Source organism: Caballeronia cordobensis (genome assembly GCF_001544575.2).
Classification (GTDB): domain Bacteria; phylum Pseudomonadota; class Gammaproteobacteria; order Burkholderiales; family Burkholderiaceae; genus Caballeronia; species Caballeronia cordobensis.
Window position 1 is genome coordinate 1 of the sequence record NZ_FCNY02000017.1, and the last position, 24,758, is coordinate 24,758.

Sequence of the window (24,758 nt, forward strand, 5' to 3'; positions counted from 1 at the left end):
CGGAGGAGAAAAATGGCCAAACTGCGTGTGACCGCGGGCGGTGACAAAGCTGCTTTCTTTGGTGACTTTCTTTGCAGCAGCAAAGAAAGTTACCCCCGCCCCGGGGAGGGGCAGTGCTAATAGACCAACGCGAATTCAGGACTCCACGAAACAAACGCAAGGGAACCCATAGCAAAGAAGCACTCCCCCACGGGATTCCACGAAACGAAAAAAATCAAAACGAATGATGAATCCCCGCCAACACAATAACCTGATTCGCGGTACTCGAAACCCCCGCAGTGAAGAACGCCGCCTTCGCCCCCCCACTAGCATGCTCATATAGCGCATTAACATAAAGCTGCGTCGACTTCGACAACATATAGATATCGCCGATTTCAAACTGCGTCCACCGCCCGCCCGCAAAAGTCGTCGTGGCCGCACCGCCAGCGATCCAATTCCACGCCACCGGCTTGAAAGTCAGCCCCGCGTCATACGTCTGGTAAGTATCCGACTGTCCATTCGATTGCAGCTTCACGCGCGTATAAAGACCGTGCGCGACGAACTTGCCGATCTCATACGATGCCCCCGCGCCCATCACTTCCTGTTTCTCCGCGACATAGCTCGCAGCAGGCTGCCCCTGAAAAGTCGAGAACCCCATCGTCGCGATCGCAGGGTTGCGGTTGTGCTCGTTCGAATACGTGGCCGCCGCCTTGAACGCACCGTTCGCATACGAAAGGCCAAAACCGTAATTACGCCCAGTCGAAAAGTTGGTCGTATTGCCGAGACCCATCATCGCGCCGAGCGAAAATCCGTAGAAACTCGCCGAGCGGAATTTCACCGAGTTGTCGTACGGCACGACGCCCGTGTCCGCGAGTTCGTCGAGGTTGCCCGGATGGAACGCATACCAGCTTGCCGCGAGATAGGCCGTCGAAAGCGGCCCGAGCATGTCGAAGCTGAATGGCGTCTGATGACCGAGCGTCAACGTGCCGACGTTCTGTTGCTCCAGCCCGAGATACGCCTGGCGATTCCATAGCGTGCCGGCCTTCGCGAAGTTGCCGGTGTTCGTATAGAAGCCGTTCTCCAGTTGCGCGACCGTCTTCAGCCCGCCGCCCAGATCCTCGACGATGCGAAAGCCCCAGCGGTCCGGCTGCATGTTGCCTTGCTCCTGCATCCATTTCGGATGCCCGCCGACATTGTTGATGTACGCGATGCCGGCATCGAGGCTGCCGTAGAGCGTCACTGTGCTTTGCGCCGCCGCGCCGGTCGCGACGCCCGCTCCAATAAGCCCCGCTGCAATGATGTGCTTCACCCTTCGTTCTCCTAACCGTGTGGTCCGAGGCCCGACCGCGCCCGCTTCTCCTGTTTCCGGCCGATGAGTTTTCGCATCGCCCGGAAGCACTATCGCCGATCCCGAGTTATGTTCCATATATGGATCAACGTACTGCCTATGGAAAGTATAGTGAGCTTTCCTGCTTCAAAACAATAAATTTCAGGGCACTTCGGGTAGACCCCGAGGAGGGGTGCGACGAGGCGATCTGGAACGAAAAGCGCTTAAGAATCAACGTCGAATGGTCGTGCAAACATCGGACGAAATCCGGGCTGGCGTCCGCGTTTCAGTGTTTTCACCTAGAGCGCCAGATTTTTGTTTTGTCCGGCTCGGACGACTCCTATAATGCCCATACACGAACTGATGTTCCTTTAGTGGAACACAGACGAACCAGAGGAAAGGGTGAAAGATGTCTGAACAATGGCGCTGCGCCGGGCATGCCGGCGATCTGTCGGAAGACGCACCGATCGAATTCAAGCTGGATGACGGCGCGGAAATCGGTATCTACAAAGTGGGCGACGCGCTCTACGCGCTCGAAAACGTCTGCCCGCATGCCTATGCGCTGCTGACGCAAGGTTTCGTCGACGGCGACACCGTCGAATGCCCGCTGCACGAAGCGGTGTTTCACATCCCCACGGGCAAATGCCTGAAAGAGCCCGGCGGCCGCGACCTGAAGACGTATTCGGTGCGCCTCGCCGGCGAGGAAATCCAGATCAAGGTGGCGTGACATGGAAAAAGTCGTGAACTTCAATCCGCATCTCAAGCCGTGGCTCGCGCCGCAGCCGAACAACGTCGCGGGCAAGGGCGTGATCGAGAAGCCGGGCGAAACAGAGAACTTCATCTGGCAGAACCGCAAGGCCGAGCCGACGCAATACGAAAACGACTTCGGCGACGCGCTCGAACGCGTCTTCGAAGCGGGCGCGCTCGAACTGGATCAAGTGGTCGCGGGCCTGAACAAGGACGGTTTCCGCACGCCGGAAGGCACGGCGTGGACCGCCGATCGCCTCGCCGCGGAACTGCGCACGCTCGCCGAATAAAGAAGGAGCTCTTTCTCATGACGTCCCCTCAGCACACCACTCCCGCAGCCGATCCGGTCCAGGCTTATCTCGATCGCGGCTTGCGCAATTACTGGTATCCCGTCGCGCCAAGCTGGCAGGTCGGGAACGCGCCCATCGGCCTCACGCGCCTCGGCGATCAGATCGTTCTCTGGCGCGACAACGAAGGCAACGTGCACGCGCTCGAAGACCGCTGCCCGCATCGCGGCGCGCGTCTGTCGCTCGGCTGGAATCTCGGCGGCAGCGTTGCGTGCTGGTATCACGGCATCGAAATCGATGGCAGCGGCACCGTGCAGAAAGTGCCCGCGGTGTCCGCATGCCCGCTCGAAGGCCAGAAATGCGTGAAGTCGTATCCGGTGGAAGAACACGCGGGCGCGATCTTCCTCTGGTTCGGCGACGACGCCAACGCCGAGCCCGCGCCGCTCGTGCTGCCGGAAGAACTCGTCGGCGATGAATACGCGAGCTTCCTGTGCATGTCGCACTGGAAGTGCAATTACCAGTACGCAATCGACAACGTGATGGACCCGATGCACGGCGCGTACTTGCACGCGACCTCGCACTCGATGGCCGAAGGCGACAAGCAGGCCGACATGCGCGTGCGCAAGACCGACACCGGCCTGATGTTCGAAAAGGTGAATCAGCGCGACGTGAATTTCGATTGGGTCGAACTCGGCGAAACCGGCTGCCTGTGGATGCGTCTCGCGATTCCGTACAAGAAGAAGTTCGGCCCGGGCGGCAACTTCGGGATCATCGGCTTCGCCACGCCCGTCGATAACGACAACTGTCAGGTCTATTTCTGGCGCACGCGCAAGGTATCCGGCTGGCAGCGCGATGCGTGGCGCTTCCTGTATCGCAATCGCCTGGAAGGGCTGCATTGGGCCGTGCTGGAACAAGACCGCTACGTGCTCGAAAGCCTCGCGCCGAACGCGCGCAATCACGAATTCCTCTATCAGCACGATGTCGGCATGACGCGCGTGCGCCGCATGCTCAAGCAACGCGCGCAGCAGCATCTCGCCGCGCTCGAGGCACTGCCGCAGCGCGCGGAGCACAACCATGCCTGACGCGCTCAAGGACCGCCGCGTGATCGTGACGGGCGGCGCCCGCGGACTCGGCGCGGCGTTCGTCAGGGCGCTCGTTGCGAGCGGCGCGCGCGTCGCGTTCGGCGATGTGCTCCATGAAGAAGGCGAAGCGCTTGCGCGCGATCTGCCGGATGCGCACTTCTTCCCGCTCGATCTGAACGATCCGCAGCGCATTGCCGGCTTCGTCGAGCAAAGCGCGCACGCGTTGGGCGGCATCGACGGCCTCATCAACAACGCCGCGATCACGAACTCCGGCGGCAAGTTCGCCGACGAGCTCACGCCGCAGACATGGGACGCGGTGATGAACGTCAACGTGCGCGGCACCTGGCTCGCAAGCACCGCGTGCCTGCCGCATCTGAAGGCGTCGGGGCGCGGGGCGATCGTGAACATCGCGTCGGATACGGCGATGTGGGGCGCGCCCAAGCTGCTCGCGTATGTCGCGAGCAAGGGCGCCGTGATCGCCATGACGCGCTCGCTCGCCCGCGAATTCGGCGCGAGCAACGTGACCGTCAACGCGATCGCGCCGGGCTTAACCGAAGTGGAAGCGACCGCCTACGTGCCGGCCGAGCGCCACGAGTACTACCTCAAAGGCCGCGCCCTGACGCGCCCGCAAGTTCCCGACGACGTGAACGGCCCCGTGCTGTTCCTGCTCTCGGACGCGGCGCGCTTCGTGACGGGCCAATTGCTGCCGGTGAACGGCGGCTTCGTGATGAATTGATTTTTCGTATCTGGAACCTGGAGAAAACAATGGCCGATGCAGACATCGAACGCAAATCGTGGGACCAGCCCGCCGACGCGAGCTTCGAGCAATGGATGGACACGCGCGTCGCGCGCCTCGAAACGCGCCGCTACGACTGGGACGCGCTCAAGTTTCAGGCCGACTACGACCCGAAATACCGCCGCGCGCAGATGCGTTATGTCGGCACGGGCGGCACGGGCGTCGCCAAGGACATGAACACGATCCCCGCCGGCAGCTTCACGTTTTCGACGATGGTCATTCCGGCCGGCAACATCGGGCCGAGCCACATTCATACCGACGTCGAAGAGATTTTCTTCGTGCTGCGCGGAAAGATGAAGGTGATCTGCGAGAAAGACGGCAAGACCTGGGAAGCCGTGCTCGGCGAGCGCGACCTCATTTCGGTGCCGCCGGGCGTGTATCGCACGGAGATCAACATCGGCGAGGAAGACGCGCTGATGTGCGTGATGCTCGGCGCATCGAAGCCGATCACGCCGACGTATCCGCCGGATTCGCCTTTGGCCAAGTTGAAGCGCTGAGATTCGACATGAACATCGAGACGCTCGCCCGCTTCCGCGACATGAAGATCGAGACCGCGCACGGCATCACGGGTTATCGCGAGGCGGGTGCATCGCATCCGCGCACCCTGCCCGTCGTGCTGCTGCATGGCATCGGCTCGGGCGCGGCTTCGTGGGTGCGGCAGCTCGACGCGCTGGGTCAAACGCGTCGCGTCTTCGCGTGGGATGCGCCGGGTTATGGCGCATCGACGCGCGTCGCCAGTGCGTCGCCGCTTGCGATCGATTATGCGAAGGCGTTGTCCGCATGGCTCGATGCGATCGGCGTCGATCGCTGCGTGCTCGTGGGTCACTCGCTTGGCGCGATCGTCGCCGGTTCGTTCGCTGCAAGCGCGCCGGAACGTGTCGCGGGTTTGTTGCTGATATCGCCCGCGGCGGGTTATGGCGCGGCATCGAAAGACGTGCGCGAATCGAAACGCGATGCGCGCCTGAAGATGCTGAACGAACTCGGCCCGCAAGGACTCGCACGCGAACGCAGCGCGAACATGCTGTCGCAATACGCCGATGACGAAGCGCGCGAATGGGTCCGCTGGAACATGGCGCGCATCGTGCCCGAAGGCTACGCGCAAGCGACGCATCTGCTCGCAAACGCGGATCTCGCGTCGGACCTCGCGCGCTTTCATGGACGCACGGCGGTCGCTGTCGGCGCGGAAGACGCGATCACGCCGCCCGAAGCCTGCGCGTTCATCGCGCAGGCCGCGAACGTGAGTCTGCAAGTCATGCCGCATGCGGGACACGCGGGCTACATCGAATCGCCCGCCGCCTATACGGCATTGATCGACGCGTTTTGCCAGAGCATCGAATGTCGAATGAAAGACGGAGCAACGCAATGACATCCCTCGCCGCAGAAGACACCGACAAGGGCGAACCGACCTACATCGTGCCGGGCCTCGAACGCGGCCTGAAGATTCTCACGGAGTTCTCGCCGCGCGAGCCGGTGCTCGGCGCGCCCGAACTGTCGCGCCGCCTCGGCATTCCGCGCACCACCGTTTTCCGCCTGCTGCAGACGCTCGAATCGCTCGGCTTTCTGGAGCGCGCGGACAAGGACCGCAACTATCGTCTGGGCGTGGCCGTGCTGCGTCTCGGCTTCGAATATCTGAGCTCGCTCGAACTGACCGATCTCGGCCTGCCGATCATCGAAGCCTTGCGCGATGCGACCGGCCTCACGAGCCACATCCTGATTCGCGATGGCCGCGATGTCGTGTTCGTCGCGAAGGCGCAGAGTCACGCGCCGATCTTCAGCTCGGTGAAGGTGAACGTCGGCACGCGCCTGCCCGCGCATGCCACGACGCACGGCCATGTGCTGATGGGCGATCTCTCGCTCGATGAATTGCGCGCGCTGTATCCCGAAGCGCATCTCGAACGCTTCACGAAATCGACGCCCGACACCGTCGAGGAGCTATACGAGCGCGTGAAGGAAGACGCCGAACGCGGCTTCGCAACGAGCCAGTCGTCGTTCGAGCGCGGCATTTCGGTCGTCACCGCGCCGGTTCGCAACGACACGGGGCGCATCGTCGCCGTCATCACGACGACGATTCCGCGTCCCGAGATCGATGCCGCGCTGCTCGGAAGCGGCCTCATCGACAAGGTGCGCGAAGCCGCCGATGCGCTCTCGATGCGTCTCAACTATCGTCCGGCCGCGCGTTCATCGACGTCGAGCCGATACATGAAGTCTCTGGGGTTGCAATGATTCAAATCGATCTTTCAGGGCACGTTGCGGTCGTGACCGGCGGCTCGTCGGGCATCGGCTTCGCGACGGCGCGCCTGTTTCTGCAGGCGGGCGCGTCGGTGGCCATTTGCGGCCGCGATGGCGCACGGCTCGAAGCCGCGCAAGCCGCGCTCGCCGAAGCGTTTCCGCAAGCGCCGTTGCTTGCCTCGCGTTGCGATGTGCTCGACGCGGAACAGGTGAACGCGTTCGCCGCACGCGTCAAACAACGCTTCGGCCGCGTCGACATGCTCGTGAACAACGCGGGACAAGGCCGCGTGTCCACCTTCGCCGACACCGCCGACGACGCCTGGCGCGACGAGCTGGAACTGAAGTACTTCAGCATCATTCGCCCGACACGCGCCTTTCTGCCGATGCTCAAAGACGCGCCCGCGATCGTCTGCGTGAATTCGCTGCTCGCGCTGCAGCCCGAGCCGCACATGGTCGCGACGTCTTCCGCGCGCGCCGGCGTGCTGAGCCTCGTGAAGTCGCTCGCGACGGAACTCGCGCCGCAGAACATTCGCGTGAATTCGATTCTCATCGGCATCGTCGAATCGGGGCAATGGAAGCGGCGTTACCAGAACTATCTAAAAGAAAACGCAGAACAACCGAGCTGGCAGCAATGGACCGCCGAGCTCGCGCGCAAGAAGAACATTCCGCTTGGCCGCTTCGGGCTGCCCGAAGAAGCCGCCCAGGCGCTCTTTTATCTCGCAACACCGCTGTCGTCGTACACGACCGGCAGTCATATCGATGTTTCCGGAGGCTTTGCACGTCATGTCTGAAAAAACCACGGTCGGCGAACTGATCGCCGCGTTTCTCGAACAATGCGGCGTGCGCACCGCGTTCGGCGTGATCTCGATTCACAACATGCCGATCCTCGATGCGATCGGCCGCCGCGGCAATATCCGCTATGTCGGCGCGCGCGGCGAAGCGGGCGCGCTCAACATGGCCGATGGCCTCGCCCGCGTCTCGGGCGAACTCGGCGTCGCGTTCACATCGACGGGCACGGCGGCCGGCAACGCCGCGGGCGCGATGGTCGAAGCGCTGACGGCGGGCACCGCGCTCCTGCACGTCACGGGACAGATCGAAACGGAGTATCTCGATCAGGATCTCGCGTATATCCACGAAGCGCCGGATCAATTGTCCATGCTGCAGTCGATCTCGAAGGCGGCGTTTCGCGTGCGCACCGTCGATACCGCGCTGCCGACGATTCGCGAAGCCGTGCGCGTCGCGCTGACCGCGCCCGCGGGTCCGGTGAGCGTCGAGATTCCGATCGACATTCAGGCCGCCGAAATCGAATGGCCCGCGGATCTCGCCGCGCCGCACGTCGGTGCCCTCACGCACGATCCGCTGCGCGTGAAGCAGCTCGCCGATGCGCTGACGCAAGCCAAACGCCCGTTGCTGTGGCTCGGCGGCGGCACGCGTCATGCGCGCGGCGCGGTCGAACGGCTGGTCAAGCTCGGCTTCGGCGTCGTGACGAGCGTGCAAGGGCGCGGCGTGCTGCCCGAAGATCATCCGGCGACGCTCGGCGCGTTCAACGTGCATCCGTCCGTGGAAGCGTTCTATAAGACGTGCGATGCGCTCGTCGTCGTCGGCTCGCGTCTGCGCGGCAATGAAACGCTGAAGTACAAACTCGCGCTGCCGCAACCGCTTTATCGCATCGACGCCGACGCGCTCGCCGACAACCGCGGCTATCGCAACGACCTCTTCGTGCATGGCGATGCCTCGCGCGTGCTCGACGAACTCGCGACGCTGCTCGAAGGCCGCATCCGCATCGACGCGTCGTTTGCAGGCGATCTCGCCGCCGCGCGCGAAACCGCGGTCGCGGACGTATCGAAGGGACTCGGGCCGTACAAGCGCCTCGTCGATTCGCTGCAGCGCGCGGTGGGCCGCGACTACAACTGGGTGCGCGACGTCACGATCTCGAACAGCACGTGGGGCAATCGCCTCCTGAAGATCTTCAATCCGCGCGCGGGCGTGCATGCGCTCGGCGGCGGCATCGGCCAGGGCATGCAGATGGCGATCGGCGCGGCGTTGTCCGGCGCGGCGAAGAAGACCGTCGCGCTCGTCGGCGATGGCGGCCTGATGGTCAACGTCGGCGAACTCGCCACGGCCGTTCAGGAGAAAGCCAACGTGATGATCGTGCTGATGAACGATCAGTGCTACGGCGTCATCCGCAACATTCAGGACGCCGCGTATGGCGGACGGCGCATGTTCGTCGATCTGCATCAGCCGGATTTCGCGCAGTTCTGCGCCAGCCTCGGCCTCGCGCATCGCCGCATCACGTCGCTCGATCAGGCCGATGACATCGTGCGCGAAGGGCTCGCCATCGACGGTCCGGTTCTGGTCGAAGTGGACATGCTCTCGGTTGGCTCGTTCGCGACCGCGTTCGCTGGCCCGCCGGTCAAGAAGGAAGAACCGAAGGAGCCGGAATATGCGTGATCCACGTCACGTCAATCACGCGATCGACGTCGCGATGATCGGCTTCGGCGCGATCGGCAGCGCGGTGTATCGCGCGCTCGACAACGATCCGCACGTGCGCATCTCGCATGTGATCGTGCCGGAGCGCGACCGCGATCAGGTGCGCGCCGCCTTGGGCGATCGGGTCGATGTCGTGTCGCGCGTCGATGCGCTCGCGAGTCATCCGGAATTCGCGCTCGAATGCGCGGGGCACGCGGCGCTCGTCGATCACGTCGTGCCGTTGCTCAGGTCGGGCACGGATTGCGCGGTGGCATCGATCGGCGCGCTGTCGGAAGCGGGCTTGCTCGATGCCCTGTCGAACGCCGCCGACGAAGGCGCGGCCACGCTCACGCTGTTGTCGGGCGCGATCGGCGGCGTCGATGCGATCGCATCGGCGAAAGAAGGCGGGCTCGACGAGGTTCAATACACGGGCCGCAAGCCGCCGCTCGGCTGGCTCGGCACGCCCGCCGAAACGCTGTGCGATCTGAAGTCGCTCACCGAAGAGAAGGTCATTTTCGAAGGCAGCGCGCGCGATGCGGCGCGGCTCTATCCGAAGAACGCGAACGTGGCGGCGACGATCGCGCTCGCGGGCCTCGGCCTCGACGGCACGCGCGTGCGCCTGATCGCCGATCCGGCTGTCGAGCGCAATGTGCATCGCATCGTCGTGCGCGGCGCGTTCGGCGAGATGTCGCTCGAAATGTGCGGCAAGCCGTTGCCCTCGAATCCCAAGACATCGGCGCTCACCGCGTTCAGCGCGATCCGTGCGTTGAAGAATCGCGCCGCGCGCTGCGTCATCTAAGGAGTTTTTGGAACGATGAATCATCCCGACACTTCGCTCGTCACGTCCGGCGATATTTTTCTCGGCGGCGAATGGCGCACTGGACGCGGCAATCAGTACGCGAGCATCTATCCCGCCGATCAGTCCGTGAACGCGGAAATCAGCACCGCCAATGCCGACGATGCGCGCGAAGCCGTCGAGATCGCGGATCGTGCCTGGCGCAAAGCGGATTGGGCCGGCCTCAAGGCGCATCAGCGCGCGGCGATCCTGCATCGCATTGCATCGTTGATCGAAGCGCGTCACGAAGCGCTCGCGCAACTTCAGCGCCGCGACAACGGCAAGCCGATCAGCGAAACGCGCGCTCTGGTCACGAGCGCGGCGAACACGTTCCGCTACTTCGCGTCGTGCCTCGAAACGCTCGAAGAAGCGTTGACGCCCTCGCGCGGCGACTATCTGACGATGAGCGTGCACGAGCCGCTCGGCGTCATCGCGGCGATCACGCCGTGGAATTCGCCGATCGCATCCGACGCGCAAAAGCTCGCGCCCGCGCTCGCCGCAGGCAATGCCGTCGTGTTGAAGCCCGCGGAAGTCACGCCGCTCGCATCGCTGGCATTGGCGCGCATCTGCGAGGAAGCGGGCGTGCCGAAAGGCGTCGTGAGCGTGCTGCCGGGCAAAGGCTCGGTGATCGGCGACGCGCTCGTGCGTCATCCGCTCGTGAAGAAAGTCGCGTTCACGGGCGGCACGGAAGTCGGGCGCGGCATCGCGCGGCTTGCCGCCGACAAGTTCATGCCGGTCTCGCTCGAACTCGGCGGCAAGTCGCCGACCATCGTCTACGCGGATGCCGATCTCGATCATGCGGTGAACGGCGTGCTGTACGGCATCTTCAGTTCGTCGGGCGAATCGTGCATCGCGGGTTCGCGCCTGTTCGTCGAGCGCAAGGTGTACGACGCATTCATGGCGCGTCTCGTCGATGGCGCGAGGAAGCTGCGTGTCGCCGATCCGACGCGCGAGAACACGCAGATGGGTCCGCTCATCACGGGGCAGCATCGCGAAAGCATCGAGCGCTATGTCGCGCTGGGTCTCGAAGAAGGCGGCACGCTCCTGTGCGGCGGCGAGCGCCCGACCGGCGACGGCCGCGAAAAAGGCTTCTTCTATCTGCCGACGATCATCGCCGGTTTGAGCAACGACGCCCGCATGTGCCAGGAAGAAATCTTCGGCCCCGTGCTCGCCGCGCTGCCCTTCGACGACGAAGCCGCCTTGCTCGAAGAAGCGAACGACAGCGTCTTCGGCCTCGCCGCGGGCATCTGGACGCGCGACTACAAGCGCGCCTGGAACACGGCGCGCGCGTTGAACACCGGCACGGTCTGGATCAACACCTACAAGCAATTTTCGATTACGACGCCTTTCGGCGGCTGGAAGGACAGCGGCATGGGACGCGAAAAGGGCCGCCTGGGCCTGCGCGAATACATGCAGCAAAAGAGCCTGTACTGGGGCTTGAACGACGCCCCGCTGCCGTGGGCGAACTGAAGGAGACGCCATGACGATTCTCGGCATCGAACGAATCACTTACGGCGTGACCGATCTCGACACCTGCCGGCGCTTTTTCGCCGACTGGGGTCTGAAGGAAGTCTCGCACGACGAAACGCGCGCGCGTTTCGAAACCCTGAACGGCTGCGAAGTGCTGCTGGCGCTCGCGAGCGATCCGTCGCTGCCGCCCGCGTTCGAAGGCGGGCCGACGCTGCGCGAAGTGACGTGGAGCGTCGCGACGCGCGCCGAACTGGACGCACTGCGCGGACGCTTCGCGGGCCAGCCGGGCCACGTCGAAACCGATGACGCCATCGGCTGCATCGATCCGAACGGCATGGCGATTCGCGTCGAAGTGACGAAGAAGCGCGACATCGGCGTGACGGGCTCCTTGTCGAACGTGTGGGGCAATGCGCAGCGGATCGACACGCCGAGCCCGGTCTACGAACGCGCCGAGCCGGTCGAAGTGGGTCATGTCGTGTTCTTCACGAACTGCGTCGCGGAGCAGGAAAAGTTCTATCACGAACTGCTCGGCTTCGAGACGTCGGACCGTTATCCCGGACGCGGCGCGTTCATGCGCTGCGCACCGCACGGCGGGCATCACGACCTGTTCCTGCTGCAACTGCCCGATGGCAAGCGCGGCCTGAACCACGTCGCGTTCACGGTGCGCGATATCCACGAAGTGTTCGGCGGCGGGCTGCACATCAGCCGGTGCGGCTGGACCACGCAGCTCGGGCCGGGACGTCATCCGGTGTCGTCGGCGTACTTCTGGTACTTCAAGAATCCGGCGGGCGGCCTCATCGAGTATTACGCCGACGAAGACGTGCTCACGCCCGACTGGCAGCCGCGCGATTTCGAGCCGGGTCCGACCGTGTTCGCCGAATGGGCCATCGATGGCGGTCTCGACGGCAACACGCGCCGCCAGAAAGACGCGAAGGCGCCCGAGGGCAAGTTCATGACGGAGCGGAAAAATGGCTGATGCTCAAACGATCGTGGTCATTGGCGGCGGGCAAGCGGCGGGCTGGATCGTCAAGACGCTGCGCAAGGAAGGCTTCGACGGCCGCCTCGTGATGATCGCCGACGAGATTCATCTTCCCTACGAACGCCCGCCTTTGTCGAAGGCGGTGCTCGCGGGCGAAGCGGATATCGACACCGTGAGCATCGTCGGCGACGATGCCTTCGCGGAGTTGAACGTCGAGGCGTGGCAGCCGGAATGCGCGGCGTCGATCGATCGCGAGGCGCGCATCGTGCGCACCGCGAGCGGCCGCGAAGTGCGCTACGACCGCCTCGTGATCGCCACGGGCGGCGCGGCGCGGCGTCTGCCGGACGCGCTCGTGAAGACGTCGCATCTCGCCTATCTGCGCACGCTCGACGATGCGGTTCTGATCGGCAAGCGCCTGCGCGAAAGTCATAGCAAGCGGCTGCTCGTGATCGGCGGCGGATGGATCGGCCTCGAAGTGGCGGCGACCGCGAGAAAGCTCGGCGTCGACGTGACGGTGATCGAAGGCGCGCCGCGTCTGTGCGGACGCTCGGTGCCGGAGAGCGTGTCGGAGTTTCTGCTGAAGCTGCATCGCGATAACGGTGTCGATGTGCGTCTGAACGCAGCGCTCGTATCGCTCGAAGACGCGGGCGACGGCGTGCGCGCGCAACTCGCCGACGGCACGACGCTCGATGCGGATTTCGCCGTCGCGGGCATCGGTTTGACGCCGCATACGGCGATCGCCGAAAGCGCGGGCATCGACGTGAACGACGGCATCGTCGTCGATGAATTCGGCGCGACGAACGACGCGCATGTGTTCGCATGCGGCGATGTCGCGAACCATCCGAACGCGTGGCTCAAGCGCCGCGTGCGCCTCGAATCGTGGGCGAACGCGCAAAACCAGGCAATCGCAACGGCGCGCGCGGTGCTCGGCGTGCGCGAGCCGTATGCGGAGATTCCGTGGTTCTGGTCGGATCAGTACGACGTGAACCTGCAGATTCTCGGCGACATTCCGGCGGGCGCCGCGCCCATCGTGCGCGGCGATCTCGCAGCGCGCCGCGCGTCGCTGTTCTTTTTCGATGGCGACGCCTTGCGCGGCGTCATCGCGATCAACGCGACGCGCGACCTGAAGGTCGCGAAGAAGTGGATGAGCCAGGGGCGCGCGGTCGATATCGCGGCGCTCACCGACACCGCGAAAGCGCTCGCATAAACACATAGACGGGAGCAGGCATGAGGAGCATGAGCAATACGGTCGTCGACCACGGCGGCACCGCCACACCGATCGCCGACGCGGCCACCGCCGCTCACGCGGTCACGAAGGGATCGATCATCGCGCGCATCGAAAGACTGCCCGCGAACGCGATGCAGGTGCGCGCGCGTATTCTGATCGGCACGGCGACATTCTTCGATGGCTTCGATGTCATCGTCATCGCGGCGACGCTGCCGCTCTTGATCCAGAAATGGGGGCTCACGCCCGGGCAGGTCGGCTTTCTGATCGCCTCGGGATCGATCGGGCAACTGATCGGCGCGTTCCTGTTTCCGTCGCTCGCGGAACGCTACGGGCGCGTGCGTTCGATTGCGTGGAGCTCGGGCATCATCGGCTTGACGAGCATCGCGTGCGGTTTCGCGCCTTCGTTCGCGGTGTTCGTCGCCTTGCGAATCGTGCAGGGGCTGGGGCTCGGCGGCGAGTTGCCCGTGGCCGCGACCTACATCAACGAGATCACGCGCGCACATGGACGCGGACGGTTCGTGCTGATGTACGAGATCGTGTTCCCGATCGGCCTGCTCGCATCGAATGCGCTCGGCGCGTGGATCGTGCCGCGCTTCGGCTGGGAAGCGATGTACTTCATCGGCGGCGTGCCGCTCGTGCTGTTCTTCCTGCTGAAGACGCTCGTGCCCGAATCGCCGCGCTGGCTCGGCGAGCGCGGACGCATGCGCGAAGCGGGCGAAGCGCTCACCAAGTTCGAAGCGACCGTGAAGCAACCGTTGCCGCCGCTTGGCAATCTCGCTGAATTCGAATCGATGGCGGCCCGTCATCCGCAGCGCCGCCGCCTCGATCTCATCGGGCCGGCGTATCTGAAGCGCACGATCGCCGTCGCGCTCCTGTGGATGACGTGCGGCGTGCTGCAATACGGCCTCTCGACGTGGCTGCCGACGATCTACAAGACTGTCTATCACGCGCCGTTGCAGCTCGCGCTGAATCTCGCGGTGGCGGCGTCCGTGCTCGGCGTGATCGGCTCGCTGACGTGCGCGCTGATCGTGGACAAGGTCGGGCGCAAGCCGGTCATCAACTGGTCGTTCGTGTTGTGCGCGGTGTCGCTGGTGTGCGCGGGCGTGTTCGTCACGCAGTCGGTGTACGTGGTCGCGACCTTCTGTGCGCTCGCGCTCGGCTTCATGGCGTGCGGCTTCATCACCGCTTATGTGTATACGCCGGAGCTTTATCCGACGAGCATCCGCGCGTTCGGTTGCGGGCTTGGCGGCGCGTGGCTCAAGATCGCGGCGATTTTCGCACCGGCGCTCGTGGGCAAGACGCTGATGGGCGGGAACATGAACATCGCGTTCTATGCGCTTGCTGCGGTGCCGCTGGTTGCGGCGGTCGCGGTGCATTACATGGGGATCGAGACGAAGGGGAAGGTGCTGGAGGCGCTGGAGGCTTAGCGCGGGTTTGTATCGCCAGCGTTTCTCGTCTTCATCATTTCGCCTGGTTGCTCCTGCCGCCGTCGCCGAGTGTAACTAGTCAAAGATGACTTTATGCATGCGAGGCGGGCGGCGGGGCGCGCCGTAAATCGGCAAGATCGCTTCGACCAACGGAACCGACAAGTCGCATACCCTGCATCAACCCTCGCGGATGTTTCATTGTTCTCGCCTACGCATCATCTCTGTATGAAATGCGGCGCCAGATGCCATCTACATGCATGCGGCGAGCGCCTAGCATGCTATCGAGCAACGCGAACGGTCTTGGCTTCCCCACCGCGAGCAGCGGCAGCTTTTCCTCCTTGCGAAAACTCTGTTCAGCGTTCGTTGCCATATAACCGGATGGTGTCGGCGCCCCGCTCTTCTCGTCAGGAAGTGGATCTCCGGGAAGTCCCGATACGCGCAGTCCGGTAGCCGGGTCCAGTCCTTTCTCCTTCGCCAAGCGATTCACCAGTTCGTCCGACGGCTTCTGCGGCGGCACCACCGCGTCCTGCCGCTTTTGCCATTCGAACGTGCCGTCCCACGGCGGCAGTTTTGCCGGCGGCAAGGGGACGATCTTGTCGATGTCGGGAAGCGTTGGATTCAGCGATTCGTTGTCTTCGAGAAAGTCGGCAATTTCTTATAGCGAGAAACCCGCTCCGAATCACGCTGGAGTCCTAAATACGTCAACTTCACTGTCGGCTCTGGTCCTTTGAAACCTTCGCGCAGTGAGAAAGCCGACATGGCGTTGCCAGCCCTTACCGCTTCCTGGTAAGCATCAGTTGCTTCAGAAAATCTTTCCCGTTCTGAAAAATCAATGCCCAAATCATATCCCGCCTCGCCGTTTCCTTTATTTACCGCGCATCTTCGCATCTGGCGAGATATTTCTGGTGCAGCCTCTAGTAACGCGCATACTTGAACAAGCTATCCGCCTCAGGAGCGAGTGGCGGCAGATGATCAGCCTCCTTAACACAAACGAAAGCAAGCTCCAAATCAGGTTAGGCATGATCTGGTGCTTGGAGGTTTAGATTCTGTTTGGACGCGACGTTTCGAGTCAGCTTTCTTCGCTGTAGGCAGTCAAACGCCACATGCCATCGGTGTGCGTGCGTCGGGCGCCTAGCATGTCGTCCAACAGTGCGATGGCGCGTGGCTTTTCAACGTCGATCAGCGGCAACTTCTCGCCCTTGCCGAAAGTACGTTCGGCGGGGGTCGCGACGAATCCCGATGGCGGACAGGCTTGCCACACGCCGGCCTGCGGGCATTCCTCAAGCACGCGCACCGTCGTTTCAAGTGGCACCTTCGGCGCGGTAGCGGATTTTTGCTGCTCCGATAGCGGCAGTCCAGTGGCTGGGTCGAGGTGCTTTTCCTTGGCCAAACGTTCGACCAGTTTCTCCGACGGCTTCTGGGGAGGAACCGCTGCATCCTGCTGCTTTTGCCATTCGAATGTTCCGTCCCACGGTGGCAGCTTGGCCGGAGGTAAGGGGACGATCTTGTCGATGTCTGGAATCTTAGGATTTCGGCTCTCACGAGACGTAATGAAACGCTCAATTTCGCGATAGCGTCGGGCACGCTCCGGATCATTCGGAAGAGATAAAAAGGCTGCCTTGTCGCTCGGCGAGGCGTCGTCGAATGCCATTGCAAGCATCGATGCTGACATGCCGTTCCCCAACTCGGCTCCCTTCTGATAAAAGTGAACTGACTCGGCGTATTGCTTATCGCCGAGTTGTAGCAGCATGGCAAGCGACACGGCAGCTTTACCATGGCCTTGGCCGGCGGCGCACGCATACATTTGCTTCGCAATTTGAGGAGCTTTATCGTGAGGCTCCAGCAAATCGGCAACATAGTATTGAGCGTCTGGACTCCCAAGATCCGCCGCTTTTCGGAAATATCTCAGCGACATCTCAGCATTTTGTTTCAGGCCATACCCGAGTTCGAGATAGTGACCTATATCGTAGTAGCCGCCGGGCACAACTTGCTTGATAAGTTGTTCTGCCAAGCTAATTACTTCGCTCACTCCGTCCGGGGAATCAGCAAGTCCCTGCGAAATAAGCAATTGCAGGCTGTGATTGGCTTTGTAGTGAGCGTGAGCCGCAGCGATTCGATAGTATCGTGCTATCTCATTGAAATTCTTTTCGCCATCTCGCTTGCTGAGATGGCGACCGTATGCAAATAGGCTGTCAGCTTCAACATCCAAAGGCGGAAGACGGTCCGCCTCACGCGTACATGTGAACGCTAAGTTCGCTCGAACGCCGCCAAGATCAGGCACAGATACCACCACGGGATTCTCCTTTTTGCAAGCACCCAACAGAACAACCGTCGCAACGGTTAAGCTCAAAAGACTTTGCCGTTTCATCAATCACTGTCCTGGCGATCTTCCGACATTCGCATAAACTTGACTACAGATGCAAAGGGAGAATCCTGCCCTACGCTTTCGATCTTTCGGTTGATGTCAAGAATTCTTCCCCACGCGAGAAACGCCTGCCCGGCGTCATCCTGCCACCCGTTTAATTCCGGCTTCACTGCTGATCCTAATTGTCGCGCCTTCGTATGCATCCTCCACAACCGCTTCCTCAGCGGCTTCGTAACGTCTGCATTCTCGTGACAGATATTCAATTCGCTGTCTCCCTCCATGCTGCGCGTATTGAGGTTCGCCGATCCCTGTGTGGTGAACACGTCGTCCACAAGCATCAGTTTGGCGTGGATATACACGTAGTCCCAAGCACGTGGCGGCGAATCCGGAGCGACCAGCGTGCAAATGTGCATCTTGAGACCCGGAATCGGCGTTGGAATGATCGGCCCAGGCTTTTGCTTCATCTGTTGCTTAAGCTCGGCCGCTTGCGCGCGAGCCGCCTTCGCTCGCTCTCGCGTAGGATTCACTACTGACTCCGGAAACCGCCCCCCGGCCTGTTGAACCGCCCATTCAAGCTGACTCGCCTCGAAGTCGGCCTGCGATGCTCGTTTCTTCAAATCCGCCTGTCTTGCATCCTCTCGCTCCAGCGTCGCAACACCCGGAATCTGATCGGCACACCCCAACGCTTCCAGTGTTCGATACGTGTTCACCGTTCCCGGTCCAATGCCCTCATCATTCGAGTTCGTAATCACGAATAGATAGATTGGATTATCTGGGCTGCGTCCCTGTTTGATTTGAGCCGCAACAGCCGACTTGATCTTCTCCGCGATCGGCACGAACCGGAAGTATTGGTTCTCGACATAAATGTAGTTGGAGACGTTGTTCGCCGCTTGCAGATACACCTTCTCGATATCGCGCTTACCCTTCTGTGACTGCGTCCGCAGAATTTGGGCGCGAACTGCCCTGTCGATCGCATCCTCTGACCTAGCCAATCCTTCGTGAAACTGAAAACCTTGGTTCGACAGGCATCGTGCGATTCAGAGCAGACTGGAGATGAGGTGGCATCCGCACATCGCGCGATAGCCGTGGCGGGCGACGGGCACGCCCTCGTCCAGCGTCTCTTCATCGCCGTCGATGATGAGGTTCGGCCTGATCTCAGGATGTTTCGGGCAGCTCACTTCATCGCCCTTGCGCGCCACGCCGCCGTCCTTCGTAGATCATCGTGGTCGATGCGGTGATGACGCGGCCACCGTGGTCGGTGGCGTCGCCGAGGAGAATCAGGTTAGGCATGGTCTGGTGCTTGGTGGTTTCGAGTTCTGTTCGGACGCGACGATGCGCAGGTCGGAGACCTGCGCATCGTGCAGTCGGTTCGAGTCAGCTTTCTTCGCTGTAGGCAATCAAACGCCACATGCCATCTGTGTGCGTGCGTCGGGCGCCTAGCATGTCGTCCAACAGTGCGATGGCGCGTGGCTTTTCAACGTCGATCAGCGGCAACTTCTCGCCTTTGCGGAAAGTTCGTTCGGCGGGAATCGCGACATAACCCGACGGCGGACAGGCTTGCCACACGCCGGCCTGCGGGCATTCCTCAAGCACACGCACCGTCGTTTCAAGTGGCACCTTCGGCGCGGCAGCGGATTTTTGCTGTTCCGATAGCGGCAGTCCGGTGGCAGGATCGAGGTGCTTTTCTTTCGCCAAGCGTTCGATCAGTTCGTCTGATGGCTTCGGCGGAATCTGTGCCCGCGCCCTCTCCCATTCGAACGTGCCGTCCCACGCAGGAAGCTTCGCCGGTGGCAGCGGCACAATCTTGTCGATGTCAGGAACTTTTGGATTGCTCTGCTCGTTGTCGTCGAGGAACTTCTCTATGGCGCTGTAGCGGCGTGATCGCTCTTGATCTTTCGATAGGTCGAGAAAGTAGCCTTCATCGCTTGCAAGCGGTGCCAAGAATGCATCATGAAGCACCATCGCTGAAACACTACTACCGGATGCAGCCGCTTTCTGATACATCTGAGCAGCTTCTAGAAATTTTTTCCTGTTCTTTAAATTAATCGCCGCCTCAAATCCAGCTTTTTGATGCCCCTGATCGGCAGCACACCGCAGCATTTGGTGCGATATCTCCGGCTCGCGGGCGTATCGAAACAACAAATCCGAGATGTAGTACTGAGCATCTGGGTTACCGAGATCGGCCGCCTTGCGGATGTACTTTAGCGCCATCTCTTGGTTTTGCTTCAAACCGTAGCCAGAATTGAGGTAATAGCCAATATCATAGTAACCCGTCGGGATTTCCTGATTAACCAATTGCGTTGCCCAATCAATCGCTTCCCGAGCAGCGTCTGGTGAATTCGCAAGTCCATGCGAGATCAACTGCTGCACGTTATGGTTCGCCATGTAATGACCATGTGCCGCGGCAACACGGAAGTAGCGCGCCACCTCGTCGAAGTTTTTTGGACCATCTCGCGTCTGTAAATATCGGCCGTATCGGAACAGGCTATCGGCAACCGGGTCAAGTGCAGGCAACCGATCGGCTTCGCGACTACAGGTGAATGCCAGATTGGTGCGCATCTGAGTAACGCTGGAAATATTAGGCAAGGAATTCTCCTTCGAACAAGCCACTAAGCTAACGATAGCTAGAAAAACAAGTACGACATTTTTCATTTTTAGTCTAAGTATGATCGACTTGGCTTATCTCGGTAGAACTCAACCAACGATGCATACGGCCGATCCTTGGTGCCATATTTCCTGCTTTTATTTTCACCAAAAATAACTTCCCATTTCTTAAACGCACTGCCCGCATTCAACCGCCCATTCTTATCTTTCTCTCCCACCCCCATGCCACCTGTATGAATCCGCCAAAGCTTCTCGCGTAGCGGTTGCGTTACCTTCATGGACTCGTGACATATATTCAACTCACTATCCACCTCCATGCTGCGCATGTTGACGTTCGCCGACCCATGCGTGACAAAGACATCATCGACAATCATGAGTTTAGTGTGGATATACACTTCGTCCCAGGCCATTCCCTTTGGCGTATCAGGAGGCGTAAGGGTGCAGATATGCACTTTGAGACCGGGTATATCGAGCTTCTGAGGGTCTTCCGTCTTCGCTCTCTCCATCTTCCCTTTAAGTTCCTCCACGCGCTGAGCCGCTTGCGCAGCATTTAGTTGTGCCGTCGCAAGATAGTTCGCTACGCCTTGCGCCGAACTTGAAAATGGGTCGACCTGCATGTGCATTGCACTTCCAAGTGCCTGATCAGTTTGCACTTTGGCGTCGAGCGCTTCTTTGTACTGCTTCTCAAAGTCGTCCGCACGTTCGAGCTTTGTCACTCCCGGCAGGACATCAGTTCTCCCCAATGCGTCGAGCATCTGATACGTACTGACCGTACCGAGGCCAATCCCGTCGTCGCTCGAATTAGTCACAACGAAGAGGTAAAGCGGCGTCTTGCGGCCATCCGTCTGGTATTTCTGCACAAGCTCTGTGAGTTTTTTTGCTAGCGGCGGAAAGCGAAAGTATTGGTTCTCGATGTAGATAAAATTGCTAGTGTTGTTCACGGCCTGAAGGTACAGCGCCTCAATATCCTTCACCCCATCTTTCTTCGCACCATATTGCGACTGAGTCCGAAGAATCTGCGCCATCACTGGCACGTCATCTTGGCTACAGTTCAACTCAGGTGGCGATGCAGAGGCGCGCTCCTTGGTCAACTGTTGCCCTGTCGCCTTATCCCACGCTTGACAGAAGTTCGCGTTCAGATCGATCAAAATCGGCCCCGTCACCTTGGCGGAGATATCCTGGCGAGGATGAAACCCGTTACGCCCCATCTGGGGGTGCATCCGCATATGGCCATGGCCGCTGACATCCCAATACTCATCAAGCGTGTTATGCCCCATGACGAATCCTGTTGCCAGTTCGGGATACGCGTAGTCGATCAGGACCATCTTCTGGTGATGCGAAGGTGCACCCGCCATCGCAACACCATTCATCGCCTTCGCTTTGGTACTACGCTCGGCGTAGGCACTATTGTGAAAGCTACGCCACGCAATCTCCGCGCGATCCCAGATTTCGAAATCGCGAGTCGCGAACTCAATGTTGTTGAAAGCTGGATCGCGCTTCGAGCGGAGCACGCTGTTCCCGACCTCATCTTTCATCCGACGCAGCTTGCTCAAAGAAACGGGCAGAAGATCCGAGCCGGTCATATCTGACTCGGGTCGATTCTTCTCGTCCAGGCTGACTTGACCGTACCACCAGGCGTCGAATTCCCGCTGAGGAGAATTTCGATTGTCAGGCGCCTTCGACATGCGGGCCCCGGGCATCATATCTTCGAGATGCTGAGCAGCATGGAGTTTATCGCCCCAAACGAGCAGACGGATTTTCCTGCCCAGCCTTGCCTTTTCTAGGAGCAGTTGCCCGATCGGCACCGAGCCTGCCCCTATACTTCCGCGCTTGAAATACATCGAAGGCTGAAAGCCCCAGCATATAATGTCGATCGAATGTTGTGCGGCGTCGATCGCGTCATACACTGCCCCAAACGCCTCCTCTCCGCACACCAAAGGGCGATGTGTGGCTGGCTTCGGTTTGTATTCGGCCTCTTGCAGGCAATGCGGCAAAGTCAACGTCGCAGAGTTTCCACATGATCGAGCGATCGGCGATGTGATGGCTGCTCGTCCACTCATGATTGCGATTCCGTAGCTGAAATGTCGGTGGCGGGATTCAAAAGACCGTAGTAAGTCTTGCGGTGGACGGCGCGATCTTGGCCATCCCCGTTTGATCCTTGCTCGAAGAAATGAAAGCCTTGATTCGCCAATTGACCGTTTTCGGCGTCACCGAGAAACTCTTCGCTTACGGGGATGTTGTAGGTCACACCGTTTGCCAACTCCAGCCGATAGGACTGTGTGCTTGGCTGGTGGTCAACGAGAATGCGTCCAGATGGGTCAGTCAATCCTTGTGCGACCAAAGCGCCCTGCGCATAGAGCCTGTAGGGAATATCCTGCGGAATGGATGTCATCGCCGAAGGTGACGATGCCAAGTTAAGGATGAGCCGCTCTGACGGCAGCGCATTTGGCAACGTACTGCTGATCTGCGCCGACGCCGCGCTTGGCTTGCTCCACACAGCGCACTTCTCCAGAATGTCACCCGGCGTCCCATTCTCGATGCGATTGCCGTTGATCTTGATATACGACCCTCCCGCGCCGATCCAGACCTCCTTCGCTGCCGAGAGAACGAGTCGACCGTCCACGCTGGAAATCGTGACGTCCTTAAGCGCCGACAGCGCCATCTCGTCGCCTTGCGACTGCACCTCGACTTTGCCCTGGGCGATCAGCTTCATCCCCAGCCGTTGCGCGAAGATCGACACAGCTTCGCCCGCCGCGACAGTGAAACGTCGCAACACGCCGATATCGGCATTGCCGCCCGCTGTGGCAAGGATGTTTTTGGCCGCACTCAATTGCAGATGGTCACCCGATGCAACACCCACACCCGCTGGAGCGCTGACGAGCACAGCCGCCTTCCTCAGTTCGCGCAGCGTGCCGTCGAGCAGCGCCTTCTGATTCTCGTAGTCTGCTGCAATAGCCTGTGCCGCCTTGGCCGCTTCCGCGAGGGACTGCGTCTGCAGCAGCGCCTGTTCGAGCAGGGCTTGAGCTGGTTGCATGTCAAGCTGTTTGCCGCCCGCCGCATTCTGCGTATCGGCCGAGATGAACACACCTTTACCCCCTCTCAGCGCTATGTGCTCGTCGCTCCTCAGCTCCGCGCCGCGCCCCCTCTCCTTGCGATCTCCATCGACCATGTGCCCCAGATTCAGTTCGCTGGTCTGGAACGGCGTGGTCAGGTGAATATGCTCAAACCCTCGCTTATCCTCCATGCGCATCTCATTGAGCGCCGCTGTGCGAAGGATATTTCGCGTATGGTTAAGGTTATTGACGAGATCGGGATTCAGGCTGTCATGAAGTGACCCGGCTATCACTGGCCTATTTGGATCTTGCGCAGTGAAGATCAGCGCAACTTCGGCCCCGTCGATCAGCGGGAAATGATGCCCGTAGTTCGCCCCCGCATACGGCCTCATCATGCGGATCGCACGGCTGCGCCCACCCGGACTCCACTCGTCCAGATCGAACGGCATCTTGACGACGTACAGGCCTTTCTCGGTCACATAGCTATAGGTGTATTTTCCCGGCGAATCGATTCGCGCGGGCAACACGCCTTCAATTTTCGGACGCTTGACCGATTCGATGCTGGTCCGCCACCGGCGATCCGCCGGAATCGCCCGGAACGCGCACCAGTACGACGCGGCCCGGCCGCCGCCGCATCGGATCGATGTCACAAAAAGACCGTGCGGCGCATCCTTCGGGTTCACGTCGAGGCCAACCACCTCGCCGATTTCGAGCGAAAACGGATTGCCACGCCCCCGATAACTAATCTGCGTAGCCAGATGCTCTTCGTGACGCCGGCGTGCGATCGCCTTGCCCTCTTCGAGCGTTTCGTAGTGCTCGCCCCAGTGGTTATCGACGCCGTCGGTGGTCTTGTTCGCCGGCGCGGCGTTCGCCTCCACCAGCAGGTTCACGTCGGCCTGACGATGGTTGTAGTCATTCAACTGGATCGCTTCGGGCGCGCGCTGCGTAATCGTCCTGAGCGAGCGGATCGACTCGTCACCCGCGCTTTCGAGGCCCGAGTGGCTGCGATAGGGAATGATCCGCTGCTTTCTGGCGTAGGCATCCAGATCATCGCCAAAGACGATGATCGTTCGATCGTGCTTTTGCTCGAACCGGAACCACAACCCCTCTTCAGCACAAAGTCTTTGTAAGAATCCGAAGGTCGATTCGTGGTACTGAGTGATATATTCGTGACGTTTGTACTTGCCGCGCAGCTTGAGGAAATCAAAGTCCACGCCTAGCCGATAGCCGTAGTGACGCAGGGTGTCGGTAATGATCTCGACAACGCTTTGCTTTTGGAATAGCCTGCTTTTTCGAACTCTTGACAAATCAGCTATTTTCGGAGCCAGCGTGACGCGATACCGCGTTTCATCGGCCGATGTTCCGAGTACCTCGAATTGCTGGATGATCCCATGCGTGTCATAGCGTTTGGGCATCTTGCTGAAGTCTTTCCAGCGCTCGCCGAACATTTGCTGCAAATGGCCTGCTGAAGGGTCCACGGGCTCGACGCTGAATGTCGCGGGCCGTCCCACGACTTCATCCATCGAAATGTCGGCAGCACTCGTAAACTCGATCTTGTACTCGTACAACTGGCTGATAGCCGCTTTACCTGACCAATTCAACACGACCAGCGGTGCGGGTTGTGGCTTGAGCAGTAATGTATAGGCTTGAGACGGTACCACCATCGACATCGGTTGATTCTCCCTGGGGGTTGTGTCGTCGGCCCGGCCCCCACGCCAGCGCACGCCCACGAAACTCCGAACTGGTTCCTCGATCGATCGAGATCAACGAATCGGGAAGCAACACGGCATTATTACCTATACGGACGTGCCGTGGGCCTTAGAACGATCGGTATCCTGATCAATTCACCGATATTCACCGTTAATTCCGGCACCTGAGGAT

The 24,758-nt window shown here is 60.8% G+C and carries 20 protein-coding genes and 2 pseudogenes; 14 read left to right on the top strand and 8 right to left on the bottom strand.

What is annotated here, in order from left to right:
• Positions 1-214: 214 nt before the first annotated feature.
• The gene (locus AWB70_RS27475) at positions 215-1,288 is read right to left on the bottom strand and encodes a porin (RefSeq protein ID WP_053570809.1); all 1,074 of its coding nucleotides are present in this window, start codon (positions 1,286-1,288) and stop codon (positions 215-217) included.
• Between the two features lie 427 nt (positions 1,289-1,715).
• On the opposite strand from AWB70_RS27475, the gene AWB70_RS27480 reads away from it, so the two are divergent.
• The 14 genes from AWB70_RS27480 to AWB70_RS27545 are packed head-to-tail and all read left to right on the top strand — an operon-like array spanning position 1,716 to position 14,855.
• The gene (locus AWB70_RS27480) at positions 1,716-2,033 is read left to right on the top strand and encodes a non-heme iron oxygenase ferredoxin subunit (protein ID WP_008345991.1); all 318 of its coding nucleotides are present in this window, start codon (positions 1,716-1,718) and stop codon (positions 2,031-2,033) included.
• A gap of 1 nt (position 2,034) precedes the next feature.
• Positions 2,035-2,343 carry a recombinase-like helix-turn-helix domain-containing protein gene (locus AWB70_RS27485; protein ID WP_014193925.1) on the top strand — a complete coding sequence of 103 codons (309 nt, stop codon included), beginning with the start codon at positions 2,035-2,037 and terminating at the stop codon, positions 2,341-2,343.
• Between the two features lie 17 nt (positions 2,344-2,360).
• Positions 2,361-3,422 (top strand): Rieske 2Fe-2S domain-containing protein, encoded by a 1,062-nt coding sequence (locus AWB70_RS27490; protein ID WP_053570810.1) that lies wholly within the window; start codon positions 2,361-2,363, stop codon positions 3,420-3,422.
• Complete coding sequence (locus AWB70_RS27495; RefSeq protein WP_053570811.1) at positions 3,415-4,158, top strand: SDR family oxidoreductase; 744 nt, start codon at positions 3,415-3,417, stop codon at positions 4,156-4,158. The genes AWB70_RS27490 and AWB70_RS27495 overlap by 8 nt, the downstream gene beginning before the upstream one ends.
• Positions 4,159-4,187: 29 nt before the next feature.
• Positions 4,188-4,715, top strand: coding sequence for a cupin domain-containing protein (locus AWB70_RS27500; RefSeq protein WP_014193922.1), 528 nt, complete (start codon positions 4,188-4,190; stop codon positions 4,713-4,715).
• Between the two features lie 8 nt (positions 4,716-4,723).
• Positions 4,724-5,584: an alpha/beta fold hydrolase gene (locus tag AWB70_RS27505; protein WP_053570812.1), complete on the top strand. Its 861-nt coding sequence runs from the start codon at positions 4,724-4,726 to the stop codon at positions 5,582-5,584.
• A complete protein-coding gene (locus AWB70_RS27510) occupies positions 5,581-6,441 on the top strand; it encodes an IclR family transcriptional regulator (RefSeq protein ID WP_014193920.1) in 861 nt (286 codons plus the stop codon). The genes AWB70_RS27505 and AWB70_RS27510 overlap by 4 nt, the downstream gene beginning before the upstream one ends.
• Positions 6,438-7,238 (top strand): SDR family oxidoreductase, encoded by an 801-nt coding sequence (locus AWB70_RS27515; protein ID WP_053570813.1) that lies wholly within the window; start codon positions 6,438-6,440, stop codon positions 7,236-7,238. Before AWB70_RS27510 ends, AWB70_RS27515 begins: the two co-directional genes overlap by 4 nt.
• The gene (locus tag AWB70_RS27520; RefSeq protein WP_053570814.1) at positions 7,231-8,898 is read left to right on the top strand and encodes a thiamine pyrophosphate-binding protein; all 1,668 of its coding nucleotides are present in this window, start codon (positions 7,231-7,233) and stop codon (positions 8,896-8,898) included. The genes AWB70_RS27515 and AWB70_RS27520 overlap by 8 nt, the downstream gene beginning before the upstream one ends.
• A complete protein-coding gene (locus tag AWB70_RS27525) occupies positions 8,891-9,715 on the top strand; it encodes an aspartate dehydrogenase (RefSeq protein WP_053570815.1) in 825 nt (274 codons plus the stop codon). Before AWB70_RS27520 ends, AWB70_RS27525 begins: the two co-directional genes overlap by 8 nt.
• A 15-nt stretch (positions 9,716-9,730) precedes the next feature.
• Positions 9,731-11,221, top strand: a complete 1,491-nt coding sequence (locus AWB70_RS27530) for an aldehyde dehydrogenase (RefSeq protein WP_053570816.1) — start codon at positions 9,731-9,733, stop codon at positions 11,219-11,221.
• Positions 11,222-11,231: 10 nt separating this feature from the next.
• A complete protein-coding gene (locus tag AWB70_RS27535) occupies positions 11,232-12,197 on the top strand; it encodes a VOC family protein (RefSeq protein WP_014193915.1) in 966 nt (321 codons plus the stop codon).
• Positions 12,190-13,407, top strand: a complete 1,218-nt coding sequence (locus AWB70_RS27540; RefSeq protein ID WP_053570817.1) for an NAD(P)/FAD-dependent oxidoreductase — start codon at positions 12,190-12,192, stop codon at positions 13,405-13,407. The genes AWB70_RS27535 and AWB70_RS27540 overlap by 8 nt, the downstream gene beginning before the upstream one ends.
• Positions 13,408-13,427: 20 nt before the next feature.
• On the top strand, positions 13,428-14,855 hold the full coding sequence (locus AWB70_RS27545) for an MFS transporter (protein WP_045456132.1): 1,428 nt from the start codon (positions 13,428-13,430) through the stop codon (positions 14,853-14,855).
• Between the two features lie 208 nt (positions 14,856-15,063).
• On the opposite strand, the pseudogene AWB70_RS39400 reads toward AWB70_RS27545, so the two are convergent.
• The 7 genes and pseudogenes from AWB70_RS39400 to AWB70_RS27580 all read right to left on the bottom strand — a co-directional run bounded on the left by AWB70_RS39400 (position 15,064) and on the right by AWB70_RS27580 (position 24,547).
• Positions 15,064-15,743: pseudogene (locus tag AWB70_RS39400) on the bottom strand (DUF6396 domain-containing protein).
• A gap of 181 nt (positions 15,744-15,924) precedes the next feature.
• Positions 15,925-17,223 carry an SEL1-like repeat protein gene (locus AWB70_RS27555; RefSeq protein WP_053570819.1) on the bottom strand — a complete coding sequence of 433 codons (1,299 nt, stop codon included), beginning with the start codon at positions 17,221-17,223 and terminating at the stop codon, positions 15,925-15,927.
• Positions 17,223-18,122, bottom strand: coding sequence for a phospholipase D-like domain-containing protein (locus AWB70_RS27560; RefSeq protein ID WP_235024366.1), 900 nt, complete (start codon positions 18,120-18,122; stop codon positions 17,223-17,225). Before AWB70_RS27560 ends, AWB70_RS27555 begins: the two co-directional genes overlap by 1 nt.
• A 135-nt stretch (positions 18,123-18,257) precedes the next feature.
• A pseudogene (locus tag AWB70_RS27565) lies at positions 18,258-18,510 on the bottom strand (PAAR domain-containing protein).
• Positions 18,511-18,594: 84 nt separating this feature from the next.
• On the bottom strand, positions 18,595-19,872 hold the full coding sequence (locus tag AWB70_RS27570) for an SEL1-like repeat protein (protein WP_053570820.1): 1,278 nt from the start codon (positions 19,870-19,872) through the stop codon (positions 18,595-18,597).
• A gap of 2 nt (positions 19,873-19,874) precedes the next feature.
• Positions 19,875-21,884, bottom strand: a complete 2,010-nt coding sequence (locus AWB70_RS27575) for a Tle5 family T6SS lipase effector (RefSeq protein WP_053570821.1) — start codon at positions 21,882-21,884, stop codon at positions 19,875-19,877.
• The gene (locus tag AWB70_RS27580; RefSeq protein WP_053570822.1) at positions 21,881-24,547 is read right to left on the bottom strand and encodes a type VI secretion system Vgr family protein; all 2,667 of its coding nucleotides are present in this window, start codon (positions 24,545-24,547) and stop codon (positions 21,881-21,883) included. The genes AWB70_RS27575 and AWB70_RS27580 overlap by 4 nt, the downstream gene beginning before the upstream one ends.
• Positions 24,548-24,758: the final 211 nt, after the last annotated feature.